This window comes from Metabacillus mangrovi, from assembly GCF_009711125.1.
In the GTDB taxonomy this organism is placed as follows: domain Bacteria; phylum Bacillota; class Bacilli; order Bacillales; family Bacillaceae; genus Metabacillus_B; species Metabacillus_B mangrovi.
In genome coordinates this window covers 33,865-55,711 of record NZ_WMIB01000025.1, presented here as the reverse complement: position 1 = coordinate 55,711, position 21,847 = coordinate 33,865, and the positions used below count along the sequence as shown (strand labels likewise).

The 21,847-nt window shown below is 46.8% G+C and carries 24 protein-coding genes, 1 rRNA gene and 1 pseudogene; 24 read left to right on the top strand and 2 right to left on the bottom strand.

The window, feature by feature from the left end; all coding sequences use genetic code 11:
• The first annotated feature begins 64 nt into the window (after positions 1 to 64).
• From rrf to rsmI, 12 genes and pseudogenes are all read left to right on the top strand, one after another.
• Positions 65 to 180: ribosomal RNA gene (gene rrf, locus GKZ89_RS17930) — 5S ribosomal RNA — on the top strand.
• Positions 181 to 1,182: 1,002 nt separating this feature from the next.
• Positions 1,183 to 1,401, top strand: coding sequence for a sigma factor G inhibitor Gin (locus tag GKZ89_RS17925; RefSeq protein WP_155113771.1), 219 nt, complete (start codon positions 1,183 to 1,185; stop codon positions 1,399 to 1,401).
• Between the two features lie 41 nt (positions 1,402 to 1,442).
• A complete protein-coding gene (locus GKZ89_RS17920) occupies positions 1,443 to 2,930 on the top strand; it encodes an aminotransferase class I/II-fold pyridoxal phosphate-dependent enzyme (RefSeq protein ID WP_241680316.1) in 1,488 nt (495 codons plus the stop codon).
• Between the two features lie 5 nt (positions 2,931 to 2,935).
• On the top strand, positions 2,936 to 3,565 hold the full coding sequence (tmk, locus tag GKZ89_RS17915; protein ID WP_155113770.1) for a dTMP kinase: 630 nt from the start codon (positions 2,936 to 2,938) through the stop codon (positions 3,563 to 3,565).
• Positions 3,566 to 3,584: 19 nt separating this feature from the next.
• Entirely contained in the window at positions 3,585 to 3,914 is a 330-nt protein-coding gene (locus GKZ89_RS17910; RefSeq protein WP_155113769.1) for a cyclic-di-AMP receptor, read from the top strand.
• 12 nt (positions 3,915 to 3,926) lie between these two features.
• Positions 3,927 to 4,367 (top strand): YaaR family protein, encoded by a 441-nt coding sequence (locus GKZ89_RS17905; protein WP_155113768.1) that lies wholly within the window; start codon positions 3,927 to 3,929, stop codon positions 4,365 to 4,367.
• Between the two features lie 12 nt (positions 4,368 to 4,379).
• The gene (gene holB / locus GKZ89_RS17900) at positions 4,380 to 5,372 is read left to right on the top strand and encodes a DNA polymerase III subunit delta' (RefSeq protein ID WP_155113767.1); all 993 of its coding nucleotides are present in this window, start codon (positions 4,380 to 4,382) and stop codon (positions 5,370 to 5,372) included.
• Positions 5,373 to 5,374: 2 nt separating this feature from the next.
• Positions 5,375 to 6,199, top strand: coding sequence for a competence/sporulation regulator complex protein RicT (gene ricT, locus GKZ89_RS17895; RefSeq protein WP_155113766.1), 825 nt, complete (start codon positions 5,375 to 5,377; stop codon positions 6,197 to 6,199).
• Positions 6,200 to 6,209: 10 nt separating this feature from the next.
• Positions 6,210 to 6,575 (top strand): DNA replication initiation control protein YabA, encoded by a 366-nt coding sequence (gene yabA, locus GKZ89_RS17890; RefSeq protein ID WP_162357069.1) that lies wholly within the window; start codon positions 6,210 to 6,212, stop codon positions 6,573 to 6,575.
• A gap of 75 nt (positions 6,576 to 6,650) precedes the next feature.
• Positions 6,651 to 7,397: a tRNA1(Val) (adenine(37)-N6)-methyltransferase gene (locus GKZ89_RS17885; protein ID WP_155113765.1), complete on the top strand. Its 747-nt coding sequence runs from the start codon at positions 6,651 to 6,653 to the stop codon at positions 7,395 to 7,397.
• A pseudogene (locus GKZ89_RS17880) lies at positions 7,384 to 7,635 on the top strand (GIY-YIG nuclease family protein); the annotation flags it as partial. The gene GKZ89_RS17885 and the pseudogene GKZ89_RS17880, both read left to right, overlap by 14 nt.
• Positions 7,636 to 7,657: 22 nt before the next feature.
• Positions 7,658 to 8,548: a 16S rRNA (cytidine(1402)-2'-O)-methyltransferase gene (rsmI, locus tag GKZ89_RS17875; RefSeq protein ID WP_241680315.1), complete on the top strand. Its 891-nt coding sequence runs from the start codon at positions 7,658 to 7,660 to the stop codon at positions 8,546 to 8,548.
• A gap of 48 nt (positions 8,549 to 8,596) precedes the next feature.
• On the opposite strand, the gene abrB is transcribed toward rsmI, so the two are convergent.
• Positions 8,597 to 8,878, bottom strand: coding sequence for a transition state genes transcriptional regulator AbrB (gene abrB / locus GKZ89_RS17870; RefSeq protein WP_035412587.1), 282 nt, complete (start codon positions 8,876 to 8,878; stop codon positions 8,597 to 8,599).
• Between the two features lie 499 nt (positions 8,879 to 9,377).
• Here abrB and metG point away from each other — a divergent pair, with 499 nt between their 5' ends.
• The 5 genes from metG to rsmA all read left to right on the top strand — a co-directional run bounded on the left by metG (position 9,378) and on the right by rsmA (position 15,422).
• Positions 9,378 to 11,354 carry a methionine--tRNA ligase gene (gene metG / locus GKZ89_RS17865; RefSeq protein WP_155113762.1) on the top strand — a complete coding sequence of 659 codons (1,977 nt, stop codon included), beginning with the start codon at positions 9,378 to 9,380 and terminating at the stop codon, positions 11,352 to 11,354.
• 197 nt (positions 11,355 to 11,551) lie between these two features.
• Complete coding sequence (locus GKZ89_RS17860; protein WP_155113761.1) at positions 11,552 to 12,319, top strand: TatD family hydrolase; 768 nt, start codon at positions 11,552 to 11,554, stop codon at positions 12,317 to 12,319.
• 233 nt (positions 12,320 to 12,552) lie between these two features.
• A complete protein-coding gene (locus tag GKZ89_RS17855; RefSeq protein ID WP_338324947.1) occupies positions 12,553 to 13,806 on the top strand; it encodes a ubiquitin-like domain-containing protein in 1,254 nt (417 codons plus the stop codon).
• Between the two features lie 178 nt (positions 13,807 to 13,984).
• Complete coding sequence (gene rnmV / locus GKZ89_RS17850; protein ID WP_155113760.1) at positions 13,985 to 14,548, top strand: ribonuclease M5; 564 nt, start codon at positions 13,985 to 13,987, stop codon at positions 14,546 to 14,548.
• Positions 14,541 to 15,422 carry a 16S rRNA (adenine(1518)-N(6)/adenine(1519)-N(6))-dimethyltransferase RsmA gene (gene rsmA / locus GKZ89_RS17845; RefSeq protein ID WP_155113759.1) on the top strand — a complete coding sequence of 294 codons (882 nt, stop codon included), beginning with the start codon at positions 14,541 to 14,543 and terminating at the stop codon, positions 15,420 to 15,422. Before rnmV ends, rsmA begins: the two co-directional genes overlap by 8 nt.
• Positions 15,423 to 15,506: 84 nt before the next feature.
• Here the strand turns inward: rsmA and yabG are convergent, their stop codons facing one another.
• Positions 15,507 to 16,400 carry a sporulation peptidase YabG gene (yabG, locus tag GKZ89_RS17840; protein WP_155113758.1) on the bottom strand — a complete coding sequence of 298 codons (894 nt, stop codon included), beginning with the start codon at positions 16,398 to 16,400 and terminating at the stop codon, positions 15,507 to 15,509.
• A 317-nt stretch (positions 16,401 to 16,717) separates the two neighbouring features.
• Between yabG and veg the strand changes: the two genes are divergently transcribed.
• The 7 genes from veg (at position 16,718) to glmU (ending at position 21,833) form a co-directional block, all read left to right on the top strand.
• Entirely contained in the window at positions 16,718 to 16,987 is a 270-nt protein-coding gene (gene veg / locus GKZ89_RS17835) for a biofilm formation stimulator Veg (protein ID WP_155113757.1), read from the top strand.
• A 313-nt stretch (positions 16,988 to 17,300) separates the two neighbouring features.
• Entirely contained in the window at positions 17,301 to 17,480 is a 180-nt protein-coding gene (locus tag GKZ89_RS17830; protein ID WP_155113756.1) for a small, acid-soluble spore protein, alpha/beta type, read from the top strand.
• 152 nt (positions 17,481 to 17,632) lie between these two features.
• On the top strand, positions 17,633 to 18,505 hold the full coding sequence (gene ispE, locus GKZ89_RS17825) for a 4-(cytidine 5'-diphospho)-2-C-methyl-D-erythritol kinase (RefSeq protein WP_155113755.1): 873 nt from the start codon (positions 17,633 to 17,635) through the stop codon (positions 18,503 to 18,505).
• Positions 18,506 to 18,561: 56 nt separating this feature from the next.
• Positions 18,562 to 19,416 (top strand): pur operon repressor, encoded by an 855-nt coding sequence (purR, locus tag GKZ89_RS17820; RefSeq protein WP_155113754.1) that lies wholly within the window; start codon positions 18,562 to 18,564, stop codon positions 19,414 to 19,416.
• Between the two features lie 5 nt (positions 19,417 to 19,421).
• Complete coding sequence (locus tag GKZ89_RS17815) at positions 19,422 to 19,805, top strand: RidA family protein (protein ID WP_155113775.1); 384 nt, start codon at positions 19,422 to 19,424, stop codon at positions 19,803 to 19,805.
• A gap of 130 nt (positions 19,806 to 19,935) precedes the next feature.
• The gene (gene spoVG / locus GKZ89_RS17810) at positions 19,936 to 20,229 is read left to right on the top strand and encodes a septation regulator SpoVG (RefSeq protein ID WP_123913162.1); all 294 of its coding nucleotides are present in this window, start codon (positions 19,936 to 19,938) and stop codon (positions 20,227 to 20,229) included.
• A 218-nt stretch (positions 20,230 to 20,447) separates the two neighbouring features.
• On the top strand, positions 20,448 to 21,833 hold the full coding sequence (gene glmU / locus GKZ89_RS17805) for a bifunctional UDP-N-acetylglucosamine diphosphorylase/glucosamine-1-phosphate N-acetyltransferase GlmU (RefSeq protein ID WP_155113753.1): 1,386 nt from the start codon (positions 20,448 to 20,450) through the stop codon (positions 21,831 to 21,833).
• The last annotated feature ends 14 nt before the right edge of the window (positions 21,834 to 21,847 follow it).

Here is a 21,847-nt window from a genome sequence, read left to right as displayed (position 1 = left end):
AACGTAAGGCATGACACTCGTGAACATTCGTTATCCAGTTTTGAAAGAGCAATCTTTCTAAAGATCTGGCAGTTATGGCGAAGAGGCCACACCCGTTCCCATACCGAACACGGAAGTTAAGCTCTTCAGCGCCGATGGTAGTTGGGGGTTTCCCCCTGTGAGAGTAGGACGCCGCCAGGTTCATATGAAGAGATCCGCCCGCTGAGGGCGGGTTTTTTTGTGTTTTTCGGGTTTGCGGGAGGCATGCATATCCAGGGGTTGAAGCCGGTGGATACGCTCAGGTTTAGTGAGTGGAGAGGGGTGGCGGATACGCGGATCGTATATTGGGATCCGGCGGAGTGGAGGATAGGCGGAACGTACACCGGGAATCCGGTAGAGTGGAGGACGGGCAGCGGATACACTGGCAGACCAGAACTCCGGATCCCTCTGCCAGACTCCTGGTAATAGTGCAATGGGCCAGCGTTTCGATGATATATAAGGAAATTCGATAATATATAGGAAATATCGATAATAAATAAAGAAATTCGATAATATATGAAAAAATTCGATAATAAACGATGCCATTTCGATAATATATCGAAAATCTCGATCGCAAAAGGTGGGATTCCGCACTTTTTGAGGCAGCCGGAGACAGAGTTTGAGACTGTTCTGAGAAATCCATCCACCAAAAATGAGCGTTGAAGCCCATTTCGCAAATAAATGAGTGATTTTCGCAAATAACCGGATGGATACGTCCTCCAATCGGTCGAAACTCCGCTGAAACGCCCTTTCAAATCCATTTTCCACTATGTTGGCCTTTCGAATGTAACCAATAGATTAATATCTTGCTCCAATTGATCGATAAGCCTCCAAAATGACCGATCTTTCTCCGGATTAAACGCTTTTTCCGCAATTTGATCAATAATTGGTTTTAGTTTACATAATGCCCCCTAGCCAATCCCCTTGCTAACCCCCTAGCCAATCCCCTTGCTAACCCTCTAGCCGACCCCCTTCTCAACCCCTTCACCCATCCACTCGACCCACCGCATCTCTCAGCCCACCTCACCCCCAAACCCCAAAACTTTTACCAAGACATACACAGATGGGCGGATACCTACATACATTAAGGGCAGAGGGATACAGCCAGGGGTGTAAGATTCTGAATTTTGTATATAACTTGCCGCTGCTGGCAAAAATAGCAGTATGGAGGTGGAGGAATTGAGCGAAAGTGTGAACGGAGCTCGGAAGGCAGAGGATTGTATTATATGTGATCAGCCAAAGCTCGACGGGATTCATCTTTATACGAGTTTCATATGTACCGATTGTGAAAGAGAAATGGTCAGGACGGAGGCGGAAGAGCCGAAGTATGATTATTTTGTCAGAAAGCTAAAGAGTGTGAAGACGCCGCCGCTGTATTCGTGAGACCTGAGAGGGTCTTTTTTCTTTTGCAGCGGGAGATTGGAATGGGTGCTGAAGTAAAGGACGATAATTGGTATAATGGAGGTAATGCAGATGAAGGATGGGACCTATTTCTTATGTATACTCCATTGTTTTCAGCGCTTGTTAAGCATTATGAAAAGGGGCCGGTTTCGTTTCATGTTCCAGGCCATAAGTATGGACAGCTTTTTCCGGAGCAGGCTGCGCCTTATTATAAAGAGCTTTTGAAGCTGGATGCTACGGAGCTGACGGGGCTTGATGATCTGCATGATCCTCAAGGAATCATCTTTGAAGCAGAGCAGCTGGCTGCCTCCCATTACGGGGCAGAGAAGACGTTTTTCCTTGTGAATGGCTCGACGGCAGGAAATCTTGCGATGATTATGGCTTGCTGCAGTGAGGGTGATACTGTTCTGGTACAGCGGAACAGCCATAAGTCGATTATGAATGCTCTTGAGCTTGTGAAGGCAGATCCGGTTTTCCTGAGTCCTAAGCTGGACGAAGCACTGCAGGTTCCCTCTTATATAGAAGAGGAACAGATCAAGGCGGCGCTGAACGATTTTCCAGAGGCAAAAGCGCTTATTTTAACAAATCCAAATTACTACGGAGTGACGGCCGATTTGACGAATGTAATTCGTGCCGCTCATTCCTGTCATATCCCGGTTCTTGTGGATGAGGCACATGGTGCGCATTTTGGCATTGGCGCCCCATTTCCAGAATCGGCACTCGCAGCGGGTGCCGATGCAGTCGTACAGTCTGCACATAAAACCCTTCCCGCTATGACGATGGGCTCGTATCTTCATGTGAACAGCGGGCTGGTTTCCATCAAAAAAACGGCTCGGATGCTGGCGATGCTGCAGTCCAGCAGTCCTTCCTATCCAATTATGGCTTCCCTTGATCTGGCTAGAGCATTTATTCAGGATATTAAAGAGTCCGGCAGAGCAGAAGAAGCTGCTCAAAATGCCGAAAAATGGCATGAGTACTTTAATTCTGCAGAGGGAATTCAGTCAGTAAGGACGAAGGATGCAAAAGCCATGCACGATCCGTTGAAGCTTTCAATCCAGTCTGAATCGGGTTTATCCGGCTACAGGCTGCAGAAGATATTTGAGAGGTGCGGTCTTTATGGTGAGCTGGCCGATGACAGAAGCCTGCTGCTTGTCGCGGGAATCGGGAATCAGGAACTTCCGGCGGCCAGTCTTGAAAAAGAGCTCGCTTCTGCCGGGACAGCCGGCAGAAGACCTGAAGCGGTATTTTTCCCTTCTCTTCCGCCGGCGAGGCTTGCCCTGTCTTATCGGGAGAGGGAGGAGCTTGAAACAGAGAGTCTTCCGCTTGAACAGGCGGCAGGACGGGTTATGGCAGAGCCGATTATCCCATATCCTCCCGGCATCCCCGTTGTTTTGGCGGGGGAAGAACTTACCTCCCTTCATCTTCAATGGATTCTTCAGATGAAGGAGCAAGGCGCACGCTTTCAGGGACACCACAATGTAAATAACGTATTGGTATATAAGAGAGGTTGAGCAGATTGACAGGCAGGTTTATAACGTTTGAAGGTCCTGAAGGTGCAGGAAAAACGACGATTTTAAAAGAAGTATACACCAGGCTGCAGCAGGAAGGCAGAGATGTGGAAGCGACGAGGGAGCCTGGAGGCATCCGGATTGCGGAGCAGATCCGGCAGGTTATTTTGGATACGGAAAATATCGAAATGGACCCTAGGACAGAGGCACTGCTTTATGCAGCTTCGAGGCGGCAGCATTTGGCTGAGAAAGTCCTGCCTGCACTGCAGCAAAATAAAGTCGTGCTGTGTGACCGTTTTATTGACAGCTCGCTCGCTTACCAGGGGTATGCCAGGGGACTTGGAATGGAGGAGGTTCTCTCGATCAATCTGTTTGCGATTGAAGACCTGATGCCGGACCTGACCATTTATTTCGACATTGAAGCTGAAAAAGGCCTGAAGAGAGTCTATGCCGGGGAGAACCGGGAGGTCAACCGGCTTGATCAGGAAGACCTTTCTTTTCATAAGAAAGTGCAGGAAGGCTACGCACTTTTGAAGAAAAGGTATCCCGAGCGCATCCTTTCGGTAAATGCGGACCAGCCGCCCGCACTGGTGGCCGAGGAAGTCTATCAGCTGATTATAGATGAATTGAACCGATAATACGGAGGAGGAATTCCAAATGAAGATGATTATTGCCATTGTACAGGATCAGGATACAAACCGTTTGATTAAATCACTCACAGATCATAAATTCCGTGTAACGAAGCTTGCAACCTCCGGCGGATTCCTTAAGTCCGGGAACACGACCATCATGATTGGGACAGATGAAGTAAGGGTGCAGAAGGCGCTTCAAATCATCAAGGACAGCTCCCAGTCGAGAGAGCAGCTGGTGGCTCCCGTATCGCCTATGGGAGGAAACGCAGATTCATATGTTCCCTATCCCGTGGAAGTAGAAGTAGGCGGCGCGACGGTATTTGTTCTTCCCGTTGATGAATTCCATCAATTTTAAGGAGCGGCCATCATGAAAATAAATCAGGATTTCCGGGTGCCCCCGGATAAACGGGGAGTACGCCAGGCAGATCTTACAGCTTCCTCGGGAAACTTTAGAAATGCGGTTCTGAAGGAAAGCGGACAGCTGAAGGCTGCACAGCTCGGACAAATGATCCAGGAACTTGAAACAGCAGGAGCGCGACTCTCCAGGTCAAGGAATTTTCAGGACTTGGCGAGGGTCAAAGTTCTCGTGAAGAAAATTGTCCAGGAAGCCGTGGATTACGGGATGCAGCTGAGAGAGTCAAAGAGCTGGGATTTCCAAGGGAACAGCCGCTCACTGACACTGGTGGAGCAGATCGATGAAAAGCTTACAGTGCTCGCAGAGGAAATCGTCAATAAAGAAAAGACATCCATTGATATCCTTGGAACCGTAGGGGAGATTAAAGGAATGCTGGTAAATTTATATATTTAGTGAGTGATTACAATGACGAAGACATGGAAAGAACTTGAGATCTATCAGCCGAGGGTGCTGAAGCTGCTCGGGAACAGCATCGGGAAAAAAAGGCTGGCCCATGCGTATCTTTTTGAAGGGAAAAAAGGTACGGGGAAAAAAGAAACCGCCGTCCTTCTTGCGAAAAGCTTTTTCTGCCGGGAGCGGACAGATGCAGAGCCTTGCGGCACGTGCAGCAGCTGCCGGCGCATAGACTCAGGGAATCATCCGGATCTGCACGTGATCGAACCGGATGGCCTGTCGATTAAAAAGCACCAGATTCAGAGCCTTCAAGGGGAGTTCACCAAAAAGGGACTGGAGTCCTCCAGAAAATTTTATATGATCGTCCATGCGGAAAAGATGACGGCGAATGCCGCCAACAGTCTTTTAAAGTTTCTTGAAGAGCCTGGCAGGGATACCATGGCGGTATTAACAACGGAACAGGTTCACATGATTCTGGATACGATTCAGTCAAGATGCCAGGTGCTGCCGTTCAGTCCGCTGCCTTCCCGTGCGATCCGGACAGAACTTGAGAATCAGGGAATTTTGGCATATATGGCAGCAGCAGCAGCCCAAATGACGAATAATCTTGAGGATGCTATCGAATTAAGTCGAAATGATTGGTTTGCAGAAGCTAGAGCGATAGTGATAAAATTGTATGAAGCCTTGACGGTTAGAAAGGGGCAGGCACTCGTTCTGATCCATACTCAGTGGATGCCGTTTTTTCCGGATAAAGAAAAACAGGAACAAGGTCTGGATTTATTGCTGTTTTTATATAAAGACCTTCTCTCCATTCAGACGGGAATGGAAGATTTACTTATTTATATAGATATGAAGGAAACCTTGGAGAAAGAGGCCCTTCAAACAGGTCAGCAACGTATAACAGAGAGGGTTTTAAGCATATTGGAGGCCAAGCGGAAGCTCCAGTCGAATGCGAATCCGCAGCTTTTGATGGAGCAGCTGGTTTTAACGTTGCAGGAGGGATAATTTTGTATGATGTAGTAGGGGTCCGGTTCAAAAAAGCCGGCAAAATCTATTATTTTGACCCGAATGGGTTTGATATAAATCAGGATGACTGTGTCATCGTTGAGACGGTCCGGGGTGTAGAGTTCGGCAAGATTGTGGTGGCAGGCAAAAAGGTGGACGAGCATGATGTGGTCCTTCCTTTAAAAAAGGTGCTTCGGGTAGCGGATCAGAGGGACCGGATGCTTGTCGAGGAAAATCACGAAGCAGCTTTGCGTGCGTATGAGACATGCCAGCAGAAAGTTGGAGAGCATGGGCTCGATATGAAGCTTGTGGATGTGGAATATACGTTTGACCGGAATAAAGTAATCTTTTACTTTACAGCAGATGGCCGGGTGGATTTCCGGGAACTTGTAAAGGATTTAGCCTCCATTTTCAAAACCAGGATCGAGCTCAGGCAGATCGGTGTCCGGGATGAAGCCAAAATGCTCGGAGGAATCGGTCCTTGCGGAAGAATGCTCTGCTGTTCCACATTTCTGGGGGATTTTGAGCCTGTCAGCATCAAAATGGCAAAGGACCAGAATCTGTCCCTTAACCCTACGAAGATCTCCGGGTTGTGCGGACGGCTTATGTGCTGCCTGAAGTATGAAAATGATGAATATGAATCCGCGAAAGAGCTCCTTCCCGACCTCGGCGAGATGATTAAAACGCCATCAGGAACAGGAAAAGTAGTCGGATTGAATATTTTAGAGCGGATTCTGCAGGTACAGCTGAAGGAAAGAGACGGTGTGGTTGAGTTCAGCTGGGAAGAGCTACAGCAGGAAGGCGCTGTGATGCAGTCCACAGAATGAGGTGGAAAGTGTGGAGAAAAAAGAAATCTTCGAATCTGTGACCAGCCTGGAAGACCAAATCGGTTCTCTATATAACCAGCTGGGTGCATTGAAGCAGCATATAGCCGAGTTAATAGAAGAAAATCAGGCCTTGTCGCTTGAAAATCAAAACTTAAGAAGAAGGCTTGACCTTTCTTCCGGGCAGAAAACTAGTCCGCACAGTGATGATCGGAAGGAAAAGGCCCAGAACGAAGAAGACAGTCTGGATATTGGGGAAGGCTATGATAATCTGGCCAGACTTTACCAGGAGGGCTTCCATATTTGCAACGTCCATTACGGAAGTCTCCGGAAGGATGGAGACTGTCTCTTCTGCCTGTCCTTCTTAAACAAAAAGTAGCCTCCTGCCATTTGGAGGCTTTTTTTATGGACCTGGATATGCTTCCACGACAGAACAATAGGAAGGGATTACGTGATGAACGTCGATTTATTTGAAGATGAACGGTTGGATTATTTGCTGGCGGAGAATTTGAGGATCATACAGAGTCCCAGTGTTTTTGCCTTTTCGCTGGATGCGGTCCTGCTTTCAAAGTTTGCTTATATGCCGATTCAGAAAGGGAATGTGATCGATCTCTGTACAGGGAATGCTGTTATTCCTCTTCTTTTGAGCAGCAGATCGAAAGCGCAGATTACCGGGGTGGAAATTCAGGAACGGCTTTATGACATGGGAAGGCGCAGTGTCGAATACAATTCGCTTTCGGACCAGATCCGGATGATTCATGGGGATCTGAAAGATATGCCTTCTGTATTGGGTTATCAGAAGTATGATGTGGTCACCTGCAATCCGCCCTACTTCAAAACACCGCAGAAAAGGGAACAAAATGAGAATGAACATCTGGCTATCGCCCGCCACGAAATCCATTGTACGCTGGAAGATGCCGTACGGGTGAGCAGCCAGCTGGTCAAGCCGGGCGGAAAAGTGGCATTTGTTCACCGGCCTGGCCGGCTCCTTGAAATCACGGAGTATATGAAGCAGTATAAAATTGAGCCAAAACGGATTCAGTTCGTGTATCCGAAAAAGGGCCGGGAATCAAACACTCTTTTAATAGAAGGAACAAAGGGCGGCCAGCCTGATTTGAAGATTCTTCCGCCGCTGTTCGTCTATGATGAGAACCATGAATATACGAAGGAAATCAGGACCATCCTTTATGGAGAAGAATAGTCATTATTTTTACGTACTGGAATGCCGTGATGGGAGCTACTACGGCGGCTACTCCAACCATCTGGCAGAACGCCTGAAAAAGCATAATGAAGGAAAAGGGGCCAAATATACGAGAGCGCGCAGGCCTGTCGAGCTGATCTATGCTGCACCGTTCGGGACCAAAACAGAAGCCATGAGAGAAGAATATTTTTTTAAGAGGATGACAAGAAAGAATAAAGAAAAATATTTGGAAGCCCGTCTTCCAATTTGGAAAAGGATGAATGAGCATGCAGATTCAGCAGAGCTTCAGGGAAAATGCGGAGAAGGGGACCCTTTATCTTGTCCCGACGCCGATCGGCAATCTTGAGGATATGACCTTCAGAGCGATCCGCATTTTGAAAGAAGCGGATCTGATTGCGGCAGAGGACACAAGGCAGTCAAAAAAGCTGTGCAATCATTTCGAGATTCACACGCCTTTAACAAGCTATCATGAACATAATAAAGACAGCAGCGGCTACCGGATTATCGATTCTCTGAACGAAGGAAAAAATGTGGCACTTGTGAGTGATGCCGGAATGCCGACGATTTCAGACCCCGGGAGTGAGCTTGTTGCGGCTGCTTTGGCTGAACACATTTCCGTTGTCCCGCTTCCTGGAGCAAATGCTGCACTGACTGCATTGATGGCATCCGGACTTGTGCCGCAGCCCTTTTATTTTTACGGGTTTTTAAACCGTCAGAAAAAAGAACGGAAAAAGGAATTGGAACAGCTGAAAAGCAGGCGGGAAACCATCATTTTTTATGAATCCCCGCACCGTCTTAAAGAAGCATTGCGCGCGATGGAAGAGGTTCTCGGGAACAGGAAAGTGGTTCTCTCAAGAGAGCTTACGAAAAAATTCGAGGAATTCGTCAGGAGCTCTCTGCAAGAAGCCATCAAATGGGCAGAAGAAAGCGAAATCCGGGGCGAATTCTGTGTTCTCGTTGAGGGAGCAGCAGAAGAAGAAGTGGAGCAGGACGAAACGGCATGGTGGAACGGAATAGGGATTATTACCCATGTCGAACATTATATTGAAAAAGGGATATCAGCGAAAGAAGCGGTTAAAACGGTAGCCACTGAAAGAGGACTGCCAAAAAGAGAAGTGTATAACGAATACCATAAAGAAGAAAATGAATAAATCCCATAAGAAAAAAGTCCCTGAAAAGGGACTTTTTATTTGTGCTTATTATTTAGATTGAAATTGGTTTTGGATTTCCTGGATCAGTTGTTCAGCGCCTTCTTTGCTGAGCACCAATTTGCCGTTTGCAAGAGTCATATTGTCATCAGACACCTCACCAGTTACGTGGCAAGTCATGTTTGGCTTGTATTTTTTAAGGATGATGCGCTCATCATCAACGTAGATTTCCAATGCATCTTTCTCAGCAATTCCAAGTGTGCGGCGCAATTCAATCGGAATCACCACGCGGCCTAGTTCATCAACTTTACGTACAATACCTGTAGATTTCATTGAATGTTCTCCTCCCATATTTGCTATATATGCTTTTTTTCTCTTAACTTCGTCATAATTCGACAAAATTTGTTTGCTTCATAAGCATAACAGTGTTTCCAAATTACGTCAATCACTTTGTTTCACATAATTTCACATCAATTACAGGGGTTCCTGTAATTCCTTCTGCAGTAAGGTTTTTACTAGACCAAGTACCCTAAAAAATAGGGAAATAAACCTATCTGTTCCAGCAGATTATGATGAGGAAAATAGTATTTTCAAAGTTTAATTATATACAGCATTCGACAAATTTCAACAAAAAATTAAATCATCCAGCATTTGGAATGACTGCAATAATATATAATTCTGAAAAGCACCCAATTTTTTGTCCATACATGTGGTATATTTTCTTGATATTAAAGGCTAAGATGGTATCATAAAGAGAGATGCACGGTATAAATATGCTCTCGTCCTCTGGGGCGGGGGCATTTCTTCTAATTTAAGCCGAGGAGTGGAACTCATGGAAAGCAAGAAGACGTTTTACATAACAACTCCGATTTATTATCCAAGCGGAAATTTACATATTGGGCATGCCTACACAACAACTGCAGGCGATGCCATGGCAAGATATAAGCGCATGCGCGGTTTTGATGTCATGTATTTAACAGGCACGGACGAGCATGGCCAGAAAATTCAGCAAAAAGCTGCGGAGAAAGGTGTTTCTCCACAGGAGTATGTAGACGGAATTGTTGATGGAATCAAAAGCCTGTGGAAACGGATGGACATTTCTTATAATGACTTTATCCGTACGACGGAAGAGCGCCATAAAACGGTAGTAGAAAAAATCTTCAAGCAGCTCCTTGACCAGGGCGACATTTACCTGGACGAGTATGAAGGCTGGTATTCCATCCCTGATGAAACCTACTACACAGCTCACCAGCTGGCTGATCCCATTATGGAAGACGGGAAAATTGTCGGCGGGAAAAGTCCGGACAGCGGGCATCCTGTTGAACTTGTAAAAGAGCAGTCTTACTTTTTCCGTGTTGGAAAATATGCGGACCGCCTGCTGAAATATTATGAAGAGAATCCGGAGTTCATCCAGCCGGAATCCCGGAAAAATGAGATGATCAATAACTTCATCAAGCCGGGCCTTGAGGATTTGGCGGTTTCCAGAACATCGTTTGATTGGGGCGTGAAAGTGCCGGGAGATCCAAAGCATGTTGTCTATGTGTGGATTGATGCTCTCTCCAATTACATTACAGCACTTGGCTATGGAACGGATCAGGATGAGAAGTACCGTACATACTGGCCGGCTGATGTTCATCTGATGAGCAAGGAGATTGTCCGGTTCCATACGATTTACTGGCCAATCATGCTGATGGCGCTTGACCTGCCGCTTCCGAAGAAGGTTTTCGCCCACGGCTGGCTGTTGATGAAGGACGGAAAGATGTCTAAATCAAAAGGGAATGTTGTTGATCCGGTGACCCTCATCGAGCGCTACGGACTGGATGCACTCCGCTACTACCTCCTTCGCGAGGTGCCTTTCGGCTCTGACGGAGTCTTTACCCCGGAAGGCTTCGTAGAAAGAGTCAACTATGATCTGGCGAACGATTTAGGAAATCTGCTTAACCGGACCGTTGCGATGATCGACAAATATTTTAACGGCCGTATCCCGGCATATGAAGGATCTGTTACCGAGTTTGACCGTGCTCTTGAAGAAATGAACCGGACGGCTGCAGAGCGCTACGAGGATGCGATGGAAAAAATGGAATTCTCCATCGCTCTCTCCACTGTCTGGCAGCTTGTCAGCCGGACAAACAAATACATTGATGAAACGCAGCCTTGGGCACTGGCTAAAGATGAATCCAAAACAGGTGATCTGGGATCTGTTATGCACCACCTTGCAGAATCTCTGCGCAGAATTGCGATTCTGCTTAAGCCGTTCTTAACGGAAACCCCGGCAAAAATCTTCACCCAGCTAGGGATCGAGGACGGGGAATTGACCGAATGGGACAGTCTGAAAACCTTTGGCCATCTGAAAGACATTCAGGTCGTGAAAGGAGATCCGATTTTCCCGCGCCTTGATATGGCAGAGGAAGTGGAATATATTAAATCCCAGATGTCCGGAGGCACTGCTCCAGAAGAAAAGCCGGAGGAAAAAGCGGCAGAAACAGAAGAAATCACGGTAGATGATTTCTTTAAAGTGGATCTGAGAGTGGCCGAAGTCATTCATGCAGAACCAGTCAAGAAGGCGGATAAGCTACTGAAGCTTCAGCTGGATCTTGGCACGGAAAAACGTCAGGTAGTGTCAGGGATTGCCAAGCACTATTCACCGGAAGACCTGATTGGCAGAAAAGTGATCTGTGTGACAAACCTGAAGCCGGTCAAGCTGAGAGGAGAGCTTTCCCAAGGGATGATTTTGGCTGGATCCCATGACGATGGGCTTTCGGTCACTACAGTTGATCAGTCGCTTCCGAACGGAACAAAAATTAAATAAAATCAAAAGAGGCGTTCCACGTGTAACATTTTGGCGGACCGCCTCTTTTTTTGATAAACTATGCGGGAGATGCAGGTCTTTTTTGTTAGGATATGTAAAAACATGCTGCTGCATTTGAACACCTGCTCGCTTAAGCCGGTTCTACCTGTTTTTTTACAAAAAGGGATGACAGCAGCACAATTGAAAGGAGCACATTTATGCTTTTTGATACACATGCACACTTGAATGCGGTACAGTACGAAGAAGATCTTGAAGAAGTGATTGCAAGGGCCCGTCAGGAAGGGGTCGAAAAAATAGTCGTAGTCGGTTTTGATACAGACACAATCAATCGGGCAATGGAGCTCGTGGAACAATATGACTTTATGTATGCTGCTGTTGGCTGGCATCCGGTTGATGCCATTGATATGACGGATGAGCATCTGGATTGGATTAAAGAGCTTGCTTCTCATCCAAAGGTAGTGGCTATTGGGGAAATGGGACTTGATTATCATTGGGATAAATCCCCGAAGGAAGTTCAAAAAGAAGTGTTCAGAAAACAAATCGCACTTGCTAAAGAAGTGAAGCTGCCGATCATTATTCACAACCGGGATGCGACCGCAGATGTAGTAGAAATCCTGAAAGAAGAGGGTGCCGAGGAAGTGGGCGGCATCATGCATTGCTTTACAGGAAGTGCAGAGACCGCCATGGAATGCATTGATATGAATTTCTATATTTCATTTGGCGGACCGGTAACGTTCAAAAATGCGAAAAAGCCGAAGGAAGTGGCAGCGGAAATCCCGCTTGACCGGCTGCTGATCGAAACAGACTGTCCGTATTTGACGCCTCATCCTTTCCGCGGGAAAAGAAATGAACCGGGTTATGTGAAATTCGTGGCCGAGCAAATTGCGGAGCTGAGGGGCATGACCTACGAAGAGATCGCAGACATCACGATGGAAAACGCGAAAAAATGTTTCGGCATTTCATGACAAAATTCCCTGTCAAATGATAGGGAAGCTTGTCTCTTATGTCATTTTTTCAAAAAAGTTCTACATTGGAAAGCCGGGACATAGGATAACTTTGTCGACAAGTTTTCCTTCCCTAATCAGCGGTGAATAAGCATAATAGTGACTGCGGCTAGAAAAATAAGAGAAATGTGGTGAGGGTTGACAGTCTGAGAGATACTCTATATAATCACTCGGAGGATAAGGAGGCGTTTTTCATAGTGATAGAAAACTTGAAAAAGCTGTTTTCCGAAAAGGTGAGTAAAAACAAACTCATCCTCTCCGCTACTAGTTTGCTAGTAATGGGAACAGGTACTGCTTTCGGTACATACGAGGGAACGAAGGATGAAGTATCTGTTTCGGTGAACGGAAACGAGGAGAACATCAGAACGCACGCAAACACAGTTGGAGATTTATTCGCAGAATTAGATATAGATGTGCGCGAGCAAGACCAGCTTTCTCATTCGGAGAACACAAAATTAGACAGCAGCATGAAAATTGTCTATGAAGCAGCCGTTCCGGTCAGCTTAACAGACAATGGCAAGGAAAAGACTCTGTGGACAACGGCTGATACAGTAGGCGAGATGCTTAAGGATGAAGGCATTAAATTATCCAGCCATGATCAGATCAGACCGTCCCCGGATACGAAGATAAAGGATCAGCTTTCCCTCTCCATCAACCGTGCTTTCCAGCTGACCATGAATGTAGGCGGCAAAGAGAAAAAGGCATGGACCACTTCGACTACGGTCGCTGACTTTTTAAGGAATCAGAACGTTAAACTCAATCCAGCAGATAAAGTTGAGCCAGGTTTAGATGATACGCTGCAGCCGAATGAAGCTGTCACCGTAAAAAGAGTAGAAAAAGTCACCGATGTAGTGGAAGAACCGCTTGATTTTGCTGTCGTTACGAAAAACGACGGCAACCTGGAACGCGGAAAGCAGCGAGTCGTTGAAGAAGGCGAAAAAGGATCAAAGAAAAAACATTTTGATGTTTTAAAAGAAAATGGCAAAGAAGTTTCACGCAAGCTTGTGAAGGAGCAAACAGTCAAGGAAAGCAAGGACCGCATCGTGGCAGTAGGCACAAAGACCGAGCCGAAACCGGAACCGGTCCGTGCATCCGCTGAACCGAAAGCAGCCAAGCCTGCTCCGAAAACCATTGCATCAAGAAGCAATGATGCGGTTTCCAAAGAGATGTATGTAACTTCTACTGCTTATACGGCTAGCTGCAGCGGATGTTCAGGCCGTACAGCAACAGGCGTGAATCTAAAGGCAAATCCGGACGCAAAAGTCATAGCAGTGGATCCGGATGTGATTCCGCTTGGGACGAAAGTATACGTTGAAGGGTACGGTTACGCAGTAGCAGCAGATACCGGTTCTGCCATCAACGGGAATAAAATTGATGTATTCTTCGCTGACCAGGCATCTGCCGTCCAGTGGGGCAATAAACGGGTAAAAATTAAAATCCTCAATTAACACCTGCCTGTTTTTCAGCCGCACGCTCATACGCACAGAGGGATTTCCGCCCTCTGTTTTTTTCGTGCAGTAAAAGGCATTTTTCGCTAATCAGGCACTTTGCGTTATAATAACGATACATGTTTACATGAATTAGACGATCTGAAATTTCTGAAAGTTTCACTTTCTGGAGGAAAAAATGAAAATAAAAGAGATAATTGTGGTCGAGGGCCGGGATGATACAACCGCTATTCAACGAGCGGTTAAGGCCGATACCATTGAAACGAACGGCTCTGCCATCGGTGCCGATGTCATTGAGCGGGTGCGGCTGGCGGCTGCTGCCCGCGGGGTCATTATTTTTACCGATCCTGATTTTCCGGGAGAGAAAATCCGCAAAACCATTGCAGCAGCTGTCCCAGGCTGCAAGCATGCGTTTATAGAAAAAGCAGATGCACGCCCTAAAAGGGGAAGGGGCATCGGAGTAGAACATGCGTCACCTGAAGCGATCCGGGAGGCGCTGAAAGAGGTTCGGGAAGAAATGCCTGATTCTCCTTCAACCTGGACACAGGATGATCTCCTGCCCTATGGCCTGATCGGCCATCCGCTTGCAAGTGAGCGGCGGGAGAAGCTGGGCACGAGTCTGAAAATAGGGCATACCAATGGAAAGCAGCTGCTGAAAAGGCTGCAGATGTTTCAAATCACCAAGCCTGCTTTCGAAGAAGCAATGGACAGGATTCTGCAGGAGGAAATGAAGAATGAGTAAAGATATCGCAACACCGGCCCGCACGAAGGAAATCTTGAAGAAATATGGCTTTTCCTTTAAAAAGAGCCTCGGACAAAACTTTTTAATCGATACAAATGTGCTGCACCGGATCGTCGATCATGCAGAAGTAGGGGAAGACACCGGCGTGATTGAAATCGGACCTGGAATTGGAGCGCTGACTGAACAGCTTGCCAAGCGGGCTAAAAAAGTCGTAGCTTTTGAAATTGATCAGAGATTGCTGCCGATCCTAAGTGACACACTCTCTCCGTATCCCAACGTCAAAATCATCCATGAAGATATTTTGAAGGCAGATGTCAAATCTGTGATGGAGGAGGAGTTTTCAGAATGTAAGGAAGTCATGGTGGTAGCGAATCTTCCTTATTATGTAACTACGCCAATCATCATGAAGCTTCTGGAAGACAAGCTGCCGCTGAAAGGCATTGTGGTCATGCTTCAAAAAGAAGTGGCCGACAGAATAGCAGCCAACGCCTCCACAAAGGAATACGGCTCGCTGTCCATCGCCATTCAATATTACACCGAAGCAAAAACAGTGATGGTCGTGCCAAAAACCGTTTTTGTTCCGCAGCCGAATGTCGATTCCGCGGTTATCCGTCTTCTGAAAAGAGACAAGCCGGCAGCAGAGATGCTCGATGAAGCCTTCTTCTTTGAGCTGATGAAGGCATCCTTTGCCCAGAGAAGAAAGACGCTCATGAATAACCTTCTGCAGTTTTATCCGCATGGAAGAGCAGTGAAAGAGGAGATCGAACAGAAGCTTCTTGATTCCGGGATTGACCCGAAAAGGCGGGGAGAGTCCCTGACTGTTGAAGAATTTGCCAAAGTTTCAGATGTGCTGCTTCCGCTGCTGAAAAAATAAAACGCAAACAGCCCAAACCGCTTACATGGTTTGGGCTGTTTCTGTTTTTCGGCGTGCTGAACGGAAAAAACCGTCCGGAACTGGCTAGGATTCCTGGACGGTCGTTTGAATCCGTTTGTAGGGCATACCGGTTCGCAGGACACCTCTTGTTTCCACACCGCCAAGGCCTTTTTCCCTTGTCAGTGTGTTGCGCAGTACATCCCATACATTTATGCGCTCCACAAACGGGGTAAAACTGATTTTCGCAACGATGTATACTGGATCCAGTGCATGAATGTTCACTCTTGAAGGCGAGCTGGCAAAATTGGCTCCTGCCCGGATCAGCGATTCAAAATGGGACTGGCATGCGCCTGCAAAGATGACGAGCTGGTCAAGGTTCGGAACCTGGCTTCGCGCATTCATGACAGCTTCTACAAAATGCTTGGAATGTCTGTATGCATTCAGGTCACTCATGCTCCCCTTATGCTTCGAGTAGGCATCATGGCCGGTAATAACCAGGATGTCAGGACGGTAACGTGCCATCAGCTCGTTCACTTTATCCGGCATTTCTTTTTCAAGGCAGTGAACCCCGTGCACAGGAACACCGATTTTTTCATAAAGCGCCAGGCATTTCTGGAGATATACCGGATCTCCATCCATATGCAAAACTTTCCCGGGAACATGAAAGAAGTCCTCCTGGTGGCTGTAATTTGCCGTCGCATAATATTCTCTCTTTTCCTTGAGCAGCTGGTAATCCTGCTTCAAAAGGTAAAGGGACTGATCAATTTTCTCCTTTTGCTGAACGTGCCGCTGGTTCAGTTCCCGGTCACTGATCCCTACAAGGTCAGAGGACGGAGCATCAGCAATGAGGCGGAATTCTTCTCCGTAAAGGACCGCAATCATTTCTCCGTTCTGCCCCTGTCTTAAATCAATCACCCGGAACAGCATATCCATATGATACGATTTCCGTGCTACGATATCTCCTATAGTAAAAGCCATATTCTCACTCCAAAACGGGGATTTTGGAACAAACCTGCTAATGGGTCCTTTTTTAGCCTATGTGCAAAAGCGGATTGTGTGAAGGGAAAGTGCCGGCCCGGTAGTAAACGCCAATTTGATGGCTCGATTCATCTCTGTAAAAATAAATAGAAAAAACATACATAACTTGAAAAATTAAGGTGCATACTAGGTGCGGAAAGCAAAGAATATTGTAGAAATAATTTTGTTGACATTGCTGTTTAGCCTCTGTATAATTTAAATTTTATTTGACTTTAGGGCGTTAAAGAGGTATAATCAATTACAGTGAGGTGGATGCAATGGCGAAGACTTTAACCGATATCAAAAACTCGTTGGATTTGAATCTGGGCAAGAGATTGACCTTGAAGGCTAACGGAGGTCGCAGAAAGACTGTAGAGCGATCTGGAGTGCTTGCTGAAACCTATCCAGCCGTCTTTATCGTAGAATTGGATCAGGATGAAAACGCATTTGAAAGGGTTTCCTACAGCTATGCAGATGTTCTCACCGAAACTGTACAACTAACATTTTTTGAAGATGCATCAGGAGCATTGGCTTTAAGCGGGCAGTAAACATTTGGTTTGCTGCTTTTTTTAATGGGAAAAATCCGGCCGGTAAGGCCGGGGGCAGCTGCCTGTGAGACAGACCGCTTAGTCATGCTTTTGCAATCGTGAAACAGAATCCATGGGGACCGGGCTGGAGACTTTGCAGCAGCCGGGTGGTTTTTCGTATGCCATCATTCATCAATATACTCGTTAAATTTCCTGAATTCGCCTGATTTTACAGCCTTTTATGCTGCTTCTTTTGCCGCGGGGGACCCATACTAAAAGAGTCCCGGCTGCATCATCCCGGACACTTGTGAGAACAAATGGGGAGGTTCTGGACATGGGCAGAAGAAGAGGAGTCATGACCGAAAGCTTCAAATATGAGCTTGCAAAGGATCTGGGCTTTTACGATACAGTAATGAATGAAGGCTGGGGCGGCATCCGCTCCAAGGATGCCGGAAATATGACGAAGCGGGCCGTAGAGCTCGCAAAAGCACAGCTTGCATCACAGACCAGATAAATGAAGGGGCAGCCATTTGTTAATGGCTGTCCCTTTCCGTATGGTTGAAAGGATTCACAGCGAACGGTCATGTCGAAAAACAGCGATATTTCTCTTTAATTTGTGGTACAATGTGGATACAATTTCAGTTCGTTTCAGAAGCAGGTGAAAAAATGCGTATTTTAGAAAAGGCACCGGCCAAAATTAATTTATCGCTGGATGTTTTACATAAAAGGCCCGATGGATTTCATGAAGTGGAAATGGTGATGACGACCATTGATCTGGCAGACAGGATCGAATTAACAGACCTTGGCCCAAGAGGCGGGATCTCGATCACATCCCATAACCGGTTTGTCCCCGATGATCATCGGAACCTCGCCTACCAGGCTGCCCAATTGCTGAAAGAGCGGTTCGGCATAAAGCGGGGAGTGTCCATTGGGATCACCAAGGTCATACCGGTAGCCGCAGGGCTTGCAGGCGGAAGCAGTGATGCAGCCGCAGCTTTAAGAGGGTTAAACCGGTTATGGAATCTGGGGCTCTCTTTGGACGAACTCGCAGTCATTGGAGCGGAAATCGGATCGGACGTGTCGTTCTGTGTGTATGGAGGCACAGCTTTAGCTACCGGACGGGGCGAAAAAATCAGGCATATTGAAGCCCCGCCTCATTGCTGGGTGATTCTGGCCAAGCCTGCTGCCGGTGTTTCTACAGCAGACGTTTACAGAGGACTGAAGCTGGATCATGTAAGGCATCCCCATACAGGCAGAATGATTGAGGCCATTCAGGAAAAAAGCTACGAGGGGATTTGCGAAAATCTCGGCAATGTTCTGGAGTCCGTTACATTAAAAATGCAGCCGGAAGTAGCGGTTATAAAGGATCAAATGAAGCGGTTCGGCGCTGACGCGGTTCTGATGAGCGGCAGCGGACCGACCGTATTCGGCCTTGTCCAATACGAGTCGAAGGTGCAGAGGATCTATAATGGGCTAAGAGGTTTTTGCGATCAGGTCTTTGCCGTAAGGATGCTGGGCGATCGATGTGAACTTGATTAAATCCGTATGTTAAGATATATTATCTTTAACAATATTCGGATTTTGGGGGTTATTCCATGAAGCTTCGTCGAAGCGGCAGACTCGTGGACATGACGAATTATTTGCTGAGCCATCCGCATTCGCTTGTCCCTCTTACCTATTTTTCTGAACGGTATCAGTCTGCAAAGTCATCCATCAGTGAAGATTTAACCATTATTAAGCAAACGTTCGAGCAGCAGGGAGCCGGTACACTTCAGACAGTGCCCGGAGCGGCAGGGGGAGTCAAGTTTGTTCCCGGTATGGACGCTGAGGAAGCCAGGATGATTCTGGGCTCGCTCAGACAGAAAATGGCGGCGCCGGACCGTCTTCTTCCGGGAGGCTACTTATACTTGACCGATATACTCGGTGATCCTGCACTCGTTCAGAAAATTGGCCGGATGTTTGCTTCTCTTTTTGCTGACCGGAAAATTGATCTTGTCATGACAGTCGCTACAAAGGGGATTCCGCTGGCATATGCAGCTGCCAATTACTTGAATGTCCCTGTTATCATCGTCAGAAGGGACAGTAAAGTGACAGAAGGATCAACCGTCAGCATCAACTATGTGTCCGGGTCATCCAAGCGGATTCAGACAATGGTTCTTGCAAAAAGGAGTTTGAGAGAAAGCTCAAATGTCCTGATTATTGATGATTTCATGAAAGCAGGAGGAACCATCAACGGGATGGTCAGTCTTTTGGATGAATTTCAGGCAAATGTAGCTGGAATCGGGGTCCTTGTGGAAACAGAAGGAGCAGAAGAGCGTCTCGTGGATGATTATGTATCACTCGTGAAACTGACCGGTGTTGATGTCAAAGGCAAGCAGATTGAACTGCAGGAAGGCAACTTGTTCGACCCGGGAAGATATTGGCGGATGGAAGAGAAAAAGAAGGGATGAGTAAAATGAAAATTGTGGAAACAGCTGATGCACCTGCTGCAATCGGACCTTATTCGCAGGCCTTGCTCGTTAATAACCTTGTATTCACTTCAGGACAAATCCCGCTTAAGCCGGACGGCGAAATGGTCCAGGGAGGCGTCCGCGAGCAGACCCATCAGGTTTTTGCCAATCTGGAAGCGGTTCTTAAAGAAGCAGGGAGTTCGCTGGATCAGGTTATTAAAGCGACGGTCTTTATTAAGGACATGAACAGTTTTGCTGAAATCAATGAAATTTACTCAGAGTATTTCCATACCCACAAGCCTGCACGCTCCTGTGTGGAAGCGGCCAGACTGCCAAAAGATGCATTGATCGAAATCGAATGCATTGCCTTAGTCAAATCACTTTCCTAAGTCAATATGAAAACATTCCTACCTTTTCCTGATTTTCCAAAAAAAATTTTCTGAATTTGCAGGATATCCAATCTTTCCGTGGAATTCTTACTATAAAGTTTTTTCATCCAGGGAAAAGGTGGTGAACATAATGGAAGTGACTGACGTAAGATTACGCCGCGTTAACACAGAGGGCCGCATGAGAGCGATTGCATCCATTACACTGGATCATGAGTTTGTTGTGCATGACATTCGGGTGATTGATGGGAACAATGGCTTATTTGTAGCGATGCCGAGCAAAAGAACTCCTGATGGAGAATTCCGTGATATTGCACATCCGATCAACTCGGGCACGCGCGGGAAAATCCAGGAAGCCGTACTGACCGAGTATCACAGGCTAGGTGAAATGGAAGAAGTTGAATTTGAAGAAGCAGGTGCTTCCTAAAAATATGATGGCCCTTGTTACCGTGTAACAGGGGTTTACTTATGTCCTCCTCCTCTTCCTCCGCTTCTCCTCCGGTAAAAGGCATGCTGTAAAAGTCCCGTTCCTTATTTTACAAATGTGAGAAATATAAGGCACTTTTTGATCGCTCCTTGAAAAAAGCCCTTATTTAAGATATATTTTTTTATGGATAAATAGGGATACCTGGGAGGCATACATACATGGAAAATCGTTTTGCAGTCGTTTTGGCAGCTGGTCAAGGTACACGCATGAAATCCAAGCTTTATAAAGTTCTACATCCTGTCTGCGGCAAACCAATGGTTCAGCATGTGGCGGATCAATTGTCCAAACTTGAACTCTCCAAAGTGGTGACAATCGTTGGCCACGGAGCAGAAATGGTGAAGGCGCAGCTTGGAGACAAGAGTGAATATGCTCTGCAAAGCGAACAGCTTGGAACAGCCCATGCGGTTATGCAGGCTTCAAGCCAGCTTCAAGATCTTGAAGGTACAACCATCGTCGTATGCGGAGATACACCCCTCATTACGTCTGATACGATGGAGAACCTGCTTGCCCATCACAGTGAAACGAAATCCAAAGCTACCATCCTGACTGTCAAAGCAGAGGATCCTGCAGGCTACGGCCGCATCGTCCGCAATGAAGAAGGTCTGGTGGAGAAAATTGTCGAACATAAAGATGCATCCGCAGAAGAAAGAGCCATTGATGAAATCAATACAGGCACCTACTGCTTCGATAATAAAATGCTTTTCGACACGCTTAGCAAAGTGACGAATGATAATGTCCAGGGGGAATACTACCTGCCGGATGTGATCGAAATTCTTAAGAACGCCGGAGAAACGGTTTCTGCCTATCAGGCTGATTCGTTTGAAGAGTCGCTTGGCGTCAATGATCGTGCAGCTCTTTCAGAAGCAGAAAAGTTCATGAAGAGACGGATCAATCTGTTCCACATGAAAAACGGCGTGACTTTGATTGATCCCGAGCAGACTTATATTTCAGCTGAAGCGGAAATTGGCAGGGACACCGTGATCTATCCCGGTACCATCATCAAAGGAAAAACCATCATCGGTGAGGATAGCGAAATCGGAGCAAATTCAGAGATCAAAGACAGTGTGATTGGAAGCCGCACGGTTATCCGCCAATCGGTTGTTCATGACAGCGAGATTGGAAGCGATGCTGCTGTGGGACCGTTTGCGCACATCCGTCCGCAGTCTTCTATTGCAGACGAAGTCAAGATCGGCAACTTTGTGGAAGTTAAAAAGTCCGCAATGGGGAAAGGCAGTAAAGCCTCTCACTTAAGCTATATCGGGGATGCGGAAATCGGAGCAGACGTAAACCTCGGCTGCGGTTCCATTACTGTAAATTATGATGGGAAAAATAAAGCACTGACAAAGGTGGAAGACGGCGCGTTTATCGGCTGCAATTCAAACTTGATTGCACCGGTTACTGTCGGAAAAGGAGCCTACGTAGCAGCAGGCTCAACGATTACCGAAGATGTGCCCGGCCAGGCGCTCTCTGTAGCGCGCGCAAGACAGGTCAACAAAGAAGACTATGTCGGGCGGCTTAGCATGAATCAAAATTCTAATACCTAATTGGAGGTTCACCT

What these genes read in the sequence shown, in the direction of transcription:
- abrB (WP_035412587.1), bottom strand. Translation starts at nt 8,878, where the DNA reads ATGAAATCTACAGGTATTGTACGTAAAGTTGATGAACTAGGCCGCGTG.
- GKZ89_RS17925 (WP_155113771.1), top strand. Translation starts at nt 1,183, where the DNA reads ATGGAGGTGGAGGAATTGAGCGAAAGTGTGAACGGAGCTCGGAAGGCA.
- GKZ89_RS17905 (WP_155113768.1), top strand. Translation starts at nt 3,927, where the DNA reads ATGAAAATAAATCAGGATTTCCGGGTGCCCCCGGATAAACGGGGAGTA.
- metG (WP_155113762.1), top strand. Translation starts at nt 9,378, where the DNA reads ATGGAAAGCAAGAAGACGTTTTACATAACAACTCCGATTTATTATCCA.
- GKZ89_RS17860 (WP_155113761.1), top strand. Translation starts at nt 11,552, where the DNA reads ATGCTTTTTGATACACATGCACACTTGAATGCGGTACAGTACGAAGAA.
- yabG (WP_155113758.1), bottom strand. Translation starts at nt 16,400, where the DNA reads ATGGCTTTTACTATAGGAGATATCGTAGCACGGAAATCGTATCATATG.
- GKZ89_RS17910 (WP_155113769.1), top strand. Translation starts at nt 3,585, where the DNA reads ATGAAGATGATTATTGCCATTGTACAGGATCAGGATACAAACCGTTTG.
- purR (WP_155113754.1), top strand. Translation starts at nt 18,562, where the DNA reads ATGAAGCTTCGTCGAAGCGGCAGACTCGTGGACATGACGAATTATTTG.
- rsmA (WP_155113759.1), top strand. Translation starts at nt 14,541, where the DNA reads ATGAGTAAAGATATCGCAACACCGGCCCGCACGAAGGAAATCTTGAAG.
- spoVG (WP_123913162.1), top strand. Translation starts at nt 19,936, where the DNA reads ATGGAAGTGACTGACGTAAGATTACGCCGCGTTAACACAGAGGGCCGC.
- ispE (WP_155113755.1), top strand. Translation starts at nt 17,633, where the DNA reads ATGCGTATTTTAGAAAAGGCACCGGCCAAAATTAATTTATCGCTGGAT.
- rnmV (WP_155113760.1), top strand. Translation starts at nt 13,985, where the DNA reads ATGAAAATAAAAGAGATAATTGTGGTCGAGGGCCGGGATGATACAACC.
- GKZ89_RS17920 (WP_241680316.1), top strand. Translation starts at nt 1,443, where the DNA reads ATGGGTGCTGAAGTAAAGGACGATAATTGGTATAATGGAGGTAATGCA.
- holB (WP_155113767.1), top strand. Translation starts at nt 4,380, where the DNA reads ATGACGAAGACATGGAAAGAACTTGAGATCTATCAGCCGAGGGTGCTG.
- GKZ89_RS17830 (WP_155113756.1), top strand. Translation starts at nt 17,301, where the DNA reads ATGGGCAGAAGAAGAGGAGTCATGACCGAAAGCTTCAAATATGAGCTT.
- GKZ89_RS17885 (WP_155113765.1), top strand. Translation starts at nt 6,651, where the DNA reads ATGAACGTCGATTTATTTGAAGATGAACGGTTGGATTATTTGCTGGCG.
- GKZ89_RS17815 (WP_155113775.1), top strand. Translation starts at nt 19,422, where the DNA reads ATGAAAATTGTGGAAACAGCTGATGCACCTGCTGCAATCGGACCTTAT.
- rsmI (WP_241680315.1), top strand. Translation starts at nt 7,658, where the DNA reads ATGAGCATGCAGATTCAGCAGAGCTTCAGGGAAAATGCGGAGAAGGGG.
- veg (WP_155113757.1), top strand. Translation starts at nt 16,718, where the DNA reads ATGGCGAAGACTTTAACCGATATCAAAAACTCGTTGGATTTGAATCTG.
- glmU (WP_155113753.1), top strand. Translation starts at nt 20,448, where the DNA reads ATGGAAAATCGTTTTGCAGTCGTTTTGGCAGCTGGTCAAGGTACACGC.